Source organism: Methylocystis sp., assembly GCF_051061285.1.
Taxonomy (GTDB): Bacteria; Pseudomonadota; Alphaproteobacteria; order Rhizobiales; family Beijerinckiaceae; genus Methylocystis.
This window is the reverse complement of record NZ_JBPFEA010000037.1, coordinates 21,983-28,153: the sequence shown is the minus strand read 5'-3', so window position 1 is coordinate 28,153 and position 6,171 is coordinate 21,983. Positions and strand designations below refer to the sequence as shown.

Here is a 6,171-nt window from a genome sequence, read left to right as displayed (position 1 = left end):
CCAAATCCGCCCCCTTGAAAGGGCAGACCGCAGACCCAGCTCAGCGTGCCGCAACATTCCAATAACCCCCAATATTCACAATACCCGTTAGTATAGAGGAAAACAATCTATCGAATAGCTAATGCAACCCTAGTGGATGGTAAATTTCACACCCTAGCAGGGCTTATGGCGGGAGCATGGCGCGGCGCACAATTCTAGATAGATCGTTGTTATAATATACATTTTTAGATTACGAAATCTGCCCGCAAGTCCAGGGCGGCAACGAATGCTGCGCCGCGAAGATAGGCAACCATCCGGGGTGGGCGGCTATTCGTCCGACCACGGACGCACGCCGCTCGCGTCAGCGCCGGCCAGCGCCGCGCGCATGGTGACGCCGTCCAGTTCAAGTTCGGGGGCGATTTCGGCGAGCGGCGCGAGAACGAAACCGCGGCGGAAAAGCTCCTTGTGCGGCAATGTCAGCTCCGGATCGTCGATCGCGTGGTCGCCGAGGAAAAGAATATCGACGTCGATCAGCCGCGGCCCCCAGCGCCGCGTCGGCGCGCGGCCCATGTCGGCCTCGATCTTCTTGACCGCCGCGAGCAGTTCATAAGGCGCGAGCGCGGTGTCGCCGATGGCGCAGGCGTTGGCGAAATCCCCCTGGTCGAGATCGCCCCAGGGCGGCGTGCGATAGATCCGGGAGACCCGATCGAGCCGCGCCAGCCCGTTCGCCTCGATCAGCCGCAGCGCCTCGCGAATATTGGCCGGCTTGTCGCCAAGATTGCTGCCAAGCCCAAATCCGACCCGCATCGTCTCAACCTCCCGGGCGCGCGGCGAGAATGCGCATCACGTCGAAAGCCGCGCGATGCTCCGCGGCGTCATGCACGCGAAAGACCTGCGCGCCGTCGCGCGCGGCGAGAAGATTGGCCGCCAGCGTGCCGACCAGCCGTCCCTCGAGAACGCCGTCGTCCAAGCCCTTAAAGATCGATTTGCGCGAGACGCCGATGAGCAGCGGGAATCCCAGCGCCAGCAGTTCCGGGATGGCGCGCAGCGCCTCATAGTTCTGCTCGCGGCTCTTGCCGAAGCCGATCCCAGGATCGAGCAGAATATGCCGCTCCGGCACGCCGGCGCGCCGGGCGGTCTCGAGCGAGCGGGCGAAGAACCGCTTCATGTCGGCGACGATGTCAATCTCCGGCGCCGTCGTCTCGCGATTATGCATGATCACCACCGCGGCGCCGGCTTCGGCAATCGTTGGCGCCATCAAAGGATCGCGCTGCAGGCCCCACACGTCATTGACGAGACAGACGCCTTCGCCAAGCGCGCGCCGCGCCGTCTCGGCTTTGTAGGTGTCGATCGACACCGGCGCGCCCGCCTGCGCCACCAGCGCGGCGAGCAACGGCGCAAGCCGCGCCCACTCCTCCTCCGCGGTGAGCGGCGTGTGGCCGGGACGCGTCGACTCGCCGCCGACGTCGACGATGTCGGCGCCCTCGCTGACGAGCGTGCGCGCCAGCGCCAGCGCGGCGTCACGCGTCGCGTACCGCCCGCCGTCCGAGAAGGAATCGGGCGTGACGTTGACGATCCCCATGATCACGGGACGCGTTCCGATCAGCGAAAGAAAGCGATCGCGCGCCGTCGCGATCGCCTGGACGTCGAAAGCCAAGCGCGTGTCCCGTCAGTCGTCGTATTTCACATAGGCGAAGCGCTGATCGGTCTCGGGCGTGCCTTCGAGCGCGCCGCCGGCCTTGCTCGGGCGCCAGGAGACGACCTCCTCGATCTTCTTGGCGAGTTCGAAATCCTTATCGGTGATTCCCTTCGCCGTATGGGTCATGAGCTTCACCTCGACCCATGCATAGGAGGCGGCGATGTCGGGGTGGTGCCAGGCGGCTTCGGCGAGATGGCCGACCGTATTGACCACCATCAGCGTGCCCTTCCAGCTGTGCGTCTTGAACTTGCGCCTGATCCAGCCGTTCTCGTAGCGCCAATGCGGCAGTTCGCGCTTCAGCCGCGCCGCGATCTCGTCTTCGGAATACGCGCGCTCTTCCTTGGCCATCTGAGGCTCCCCTCTTGCGCGGCGCGCCAACGCCGCCATGCGCCGCAACATTCTTTCGTTGAGACGCGTTATAGCCTAAACCGACCCGAAGTCTTCAGTTGGACCAAAAGAGGCGGCATGCCGGCAAAGGTAAGCGTCGCGGCGAGCGCCCGGCTGCATCTGGGTTTTCTCGACATGAACGGCGGCCTTGGGCGCAAGTTCGGCGGCGTCGGCCTCGCGCTCGACGCGCCGGCGACCCGGCTGACCCTGACCCGCGCCGACAAGAATTCCGTCGACGGCCCCGAAGCCGCGCGCGCCGCCGCGCTTCTGGAGCGCGCGCAGGAGGCGCTTGGCCTGACGCAGCGCCACCGGCTGGCGCTGGAGGAAGCGATTCCCGCCCATGCGGGCTTTGGCTCCGGCACCCAGCTGGCGCTCGCGGTCAGCGCGGCGCTGCGCCGTCTCGAGGAGCTGCCGAACGACCCGGCCGCCGACGCGGCGCTGATGGCGCGCGGCGCGCGCTCCGGGCTCGGCGCCGGCCTGTTTCAGCTGGGCGGCGTCGTCGTCGACGGCGGACGCGGGCCTCACACCGTGACGCCGCCGGTCGTCGCGCGCGCCGAATTTCCCGACGCGTGGCGCGCGCTGCTGGTCTGTGATCCGGGCGATGTCGGCCTGCATGGCGAGAACGAGCGCGACGCCTTCGCCGAACTGCCGCCTTTCGGCGCCGAAACCAGCGGCGAAGTCTGCCGGCTGGTGCTGATGCAGATCCTGCCAGCGCTCGCCGAACGCGAGCTTGCGCCCTTCGGCGCGGCGGTGACCCGCATTCAGGAGATCGTCGGCGATCATTTCGCGCCGGCGCAGGGCGGGCGCCGGTTCACCAGCGGCAAGGTCGAGACGATCGTCGCGCGGCTGCTCGCCGACGGCGCGACCGGCGGCGGCCAGACCTCATGGGGTCCGACCGGCTTCGCCTTCGTCGAGAGCGACGCGGCGGCGCGCCGCCTGCTTGGGCGCCACGGCGCGCAGGCGCGGCAAGAAGGGCTCGACATTTCGATCCGCCGGGGCCTCAACCGCGGCGCGAAAATCGACGCGGTCTACGCGCAGATCGCCTAGACCGCGCTGTTTTCGAGGGGCCCAGACCTACTCGCGCCGCATTTTTATGGCCTGCTGGCGACATGCTGTTCGCGCGCCTCGCCATCGCTCCGATATTCGCCCTCGCCGCCGGCGCCGCGCTGGCGCAGGAGGCGCCGTCGAGCGGCGGCGCATTCATCGGGCGGCTCTTCGACGCGACCGGTTTGCGCACCCCGCCGCCGCCGGCGCAGGATTTCGTGCGCGACTCGCGGTCCGAGCAGTTGCACTATCGCGCCTTCGACCCGACGCGGGCCAAAGACCCAAAGCGCAAGTCGGCGGCCGATCTGCGCGCCATGAGCGCCGAGCTCGAAGCGGCGGCGGCCGAGAATCGGCGCCGGGCGGGCCGCGTCGCCGCGCCCGACGCGCCGGCGAAGCCCGTCCGGTAAGTCTCGCGTCAATCCACATTGGCTCGTGAGGAGCGGGTCTCCTCCGCCGTGGCTCGCCCTCTCGGTCCCGGCCGAATGATTTCGACTCTGTTTCCGCGTTTCTCATCCATGTCGCAACTGTCATGTTAGCGTCATGGACTCTTGATAGTCTTCGACGACGACACATCTCTTTGATGCTAGCCTCATGCGTTGGGGAGATGTCTGTATGTCTAAATTGAAACTGCTGCTGCCGGCCGCCGTCCTCGTCGCCTCCTTCATAGGCGCCGCCCACGCAAACCCCTATTATCCGTTCGCGTCCTGGGAAAGCACCGGCGCGCCCTACGAGCGCTGTTGGTGGCAAGAAGGCGCCTCGCGGCCGTTCCGCCTTTGCGTGCCGGTTACGCCGCCACGCGCATTGGGCTACTACGGCTACGGGGGCTACGACCCCGACCGCGCCCCTGGCTATTGACGACAAACGCCGGCTGAGACGAGCCGGCGTTTTCGCACAAGATGAGCGGTCCCGCGCAGGCGGCGGGCCGGCGTTGGGCGTTTGACGTCCGACCTCTCCGCGGCAAGCCCGCGGCGAGACGGGATGCGTGTCACTGCGCGATGCGCACGAAAAAATCCGCCCCGGCGTTGATCGACGCCCACTCTTCGCCTGGCGAAACCTGCGTCGTCATTTGCCAAAGCGTATTGATCGTTTGCGTCGGCGCCTTGGGGGCGAGCTGGCCGACCCAGGCCGTAATCGCCTGGAAATCATCCCAGTGCACGACGAAGGAAATCAGATCGCCATCGACAAATCCGCTGAGAACGCCGGTCGCCGAGGTTCCGCCCTCGCTCACCGCGCTCACATATTTGCCTGACAGAGTGTCGCCCTTCTGAACGAAAGTGGCGACGGAGCCGAGCTCATTTTTCCAGTCGCCGGAGAAATCCACCGGCGCTCCCGTGCCCTCTGCCGCACGCACGACCGATTTTTCGAGAAGCATCTGCATAACTCCATTCGTGAAAATTTAACCCTGGCAGTTTGCAACACGGCGCGGCTGGGCGCCACCGCTGCTTTCGCATCCGCACAAATTTTGATGGACGGCGGCGCAGGCGTGGGAGTCCCGCGGCGGCAAGAGCTTTGCATGTCGGGCAAGACCCTTCGACGAGGCTTCGCCATGGCCTTTGGACCCGACTCCCTGTTCGACTACGGACAAACCGACCCCGGCCTTTCCGTGCTGCGCATGGCGGCGCTGCTCGCCGAAGCCGAGGACGACCCGGACGAGGAAACGCTCGATCTGTTGTTTGAACAGGTCGAGGCCGGCCATCTCGTCGACGCCGACCCGGCGCGGATATGGCCGGAGCTGGTTCGCGGGCTGATGAGTCCGGCGCCGTCGAGACTGATCAAGACCCTGCGCGGCTGCGGCGCGCTCGTCGAAATCCTCCCCGAAGTCGCGGCGCTGTTTGGCGTGCCGCAGATTTCCGATGGCGAGGATGAGGTCGATCTCGGCGAACATCTGATGCGATCGCTCGATACGGCGGGCAAACGCGGCGCGCCGCTCGCGGTGCGTTTCGCGCTGCTCGTGATGAATGTCGGCAAGTCGGATTCGCCGCGCGAACATCTTCCCGTGCATTACCGACATGTCGAGCGCGGGCGCCCGCGGATTGAGGAGATCTGCGCGCGCTTTCGCCCGCCGGCGGAATGCAGGACGCTCGCGCTGCTGGCGCTTACTGAGTGCGAACGCGTGCATCGCGTTTCGAAAATGCGCGCCGGCCCCGTCGCTCTGATGCTCGAACGGCTCGGGGCTTTCGACGCGCCGGAGCGATTTCAGGAGCTGATGATCGTCTGCGCCAGCGATTTTTGCGCCCATGCCGGCCGCGAGGGAAAGCCTTACCCCAAGGCGGCGTTGCTGGAGATCGCGCTCAAGGCCTGCGCCGACATTGCGGAGAACGACTCCCCGGAGGCGCGCCAGAGCGCCCGCGCCGAGGCGATCGCAAGGGCGTTTCGCTCGGAGCGCTGGGCGAGCGAGGTGGGGTAGTTTCTCAGCAGCGCCAAGACCGGACATTGTTTGCGGACTGGGCTTCGCTTGCGGACTGGGCTTCACGCCAATTTTTGAATGAGGTTGGCGCAAGCGTTGTCATCCAACTCGCCTCCCGCCGTTGCGTTCCGCGCCCTCATCGGCGGGAACAAGCAAAGCGGGGCTGGCGTTATAGAAGTGGGCGTTGGGATTGTGTCCAACACGGGCCTGGCTGAGCCCGGCCCAGGAGTTCCGCCGATGACGACCTCACGCAAGATCATGACTGCGGCGCTCGCCGCCGCGATCTCACTCACTATGCTGTCAATTTCGAGCCCAGCTTCCGCATGGGGCCGCTGTGGTAGGGGTTTGGGCCCCGGCTACTACGGCATGGCTCTCGGCGCGGCGGTAACAAGCCCCTATAACTACGGCTATTACGGCTCCGCCTATCCAGCGGGCTACGGCTATTACGGCGCAGCCGCTGCCGCGCCTGTCGTCGCGAGCGAAGGATATTATTGTGCGACCGGCGTGAAGACCTGCTTGCTCCGCGAGCCCGGATGGCTCGGAACAGGTTGTTCCTGCGCAGTGTCGTGCGGCCGTGCACGAGGGATCGTTGAATAGAGCGTAGCAAAGAAGCTGCGGCCGAGATAAGCCATCGGCCGCAGTGTTTTATGACAAT

9 protein-coding genes are annotated in these 6,171 nt (G+C 66.0%); 5 read left to right on the top strand and 4 right to left on the bottom strand.

What is annotated here, in order from left to right; all coding sequences use genetic code 11:
- Positions 1–306: 306 nt before the first annotated feature.
- Genes folK through ACR65T_RS13675 form a run of 3 tightly spaced genes read right to left on the bottom strand, consistent with a single transcriptional unit; the run spans position 307 to position 2,026 of the window.
- Positions 307–786 (bottom strand): 2-amino-4-hydroxy-6-hydroxymethyldihydropteridine diphosphokinase, encoded by a 480-nt coding sequence (gene folK, locus ACR65T_RS13685; RefSeq protein WP_434496992.1) that lies wholly within the window; start codon positions 784–786, stop codon positions 307–309.
- 4 nt (positions 787–790) lie between these two features.
- On the bottom strand, positions 791–1,636 hold the full coding sequence (gene folP, locus ACR65T_RS13680; RefSeq protein ID WP_434496991.1) for a dihydropteroate synthase: 846 nt from the start codon (positions 1,634–1,636) through the stop codon (positions 791–793).
- A 12-nt stretch (positions 1,637–1,648) separates the two neighbouring features.
- Positions 1,649–2,026, bottom strand: a complete 378-nt coding sequence (locus tag ACR65T_RS13675; protein ID WP_434496990.1) for a 4a-hydroxytetrahydrobiopterin dehydratase — start codon at positions 2,024–2,026, stop codon at positions 1,649–1,651.
- 117 nt (positions 2,027–2,143) lie between these two features.
- On the opposite strand from ACR65T_RS13675, the gene ACR65T_RS13670 reads away from it, so the two are divergent.
- From ACR65T_RS13670 to ACR65T_RS13660, 3 genes are all read left to right on the top strand, one after another.
- The gene (locus ACR65T_RS13670) at positions 2,144–3,112 is read left to right on the top strand and encodes a beta-ribofuranosylaminobenzene 5'-phosphate synthase family protein (protein WP_434496989.1); all 969 of its coding nucleotides are present in this window, start codon (positions 2,144–2,146) and stop codon (positions 3,110–3,112) included.
- Positions 3,113–3,174: 62 nt separating this feature from the next.
- Positions 3,175–3,516 carry a hypothetical protein gene (locus tag ACR65T_RS13665; RefSeq protein WP_434496988.1) on the top strand — a complete coding sequence of 114 codons (342 nt, stop codon included), beginning with the start codon at positions 3,175–3,177 and terminating at the stop codon, positions 3,514–3,516.
- 205 nt (positions 3,517–3,721) lie between these two features.
- Positions 3,722–3,964, top strand: coding sequence for a hypothetical protein (locus ACR65T_RS13660; RefSeq protein WP_434496987.1), 243 nt, complete (start codon positions 3,722–3,724; stop codon positions 3,962–3,964).
- Positions 3,965–4,094: 130 nt separating this feature from the next.
- On the opposite strand, the gene ACR65T_RS13655 is transcribed toward ACR65T_RS13660, so the two are convergent.
- Positions 4,095–4,481, bottom strand: a complete 387-nt coding sequence (locus ACR65T_RS13655) for an avidin/streptavidin family protein (RefSeq protein WP_434496986.1) — start codon at positions 4,479–4,481, stop codon at positions 4,095–4,097.
- A gap of 141 nt (positions 4,482–4,622) precedes the next feature.
- On the opposite strand from ACR65T_RS13655, the gene ACR65T_RS13650 reads away from it, so the two are divergent.
- The gene (locus ACR65T_RS13650) at positions 4,623–5,516 is read left to right on the top strand and encodes a tRNA nucleotidyltransferase (RefSeq protein ID WP_434496985.1); all 894 of its coding nucleotides are present in this window, start codon (positions 4,623–4,625) and stop codon (positions 5,514–5,516) included.
- 237 nt (positions 5,517–5,753) lie between these two features.
- Positions 5,754–6,113: a hypothetical protein gene (locus tag ACR65T_RS13645; RefSeq protein WP_434496984.1), complete on the top strand. Its 360-nt coding sequence runs from the start codon at positions 5,754–5,756 to the stop codon at positions 6,111–6,113.
- Positions 6,114–6,171: the final 58 nt, after the last annotated feature.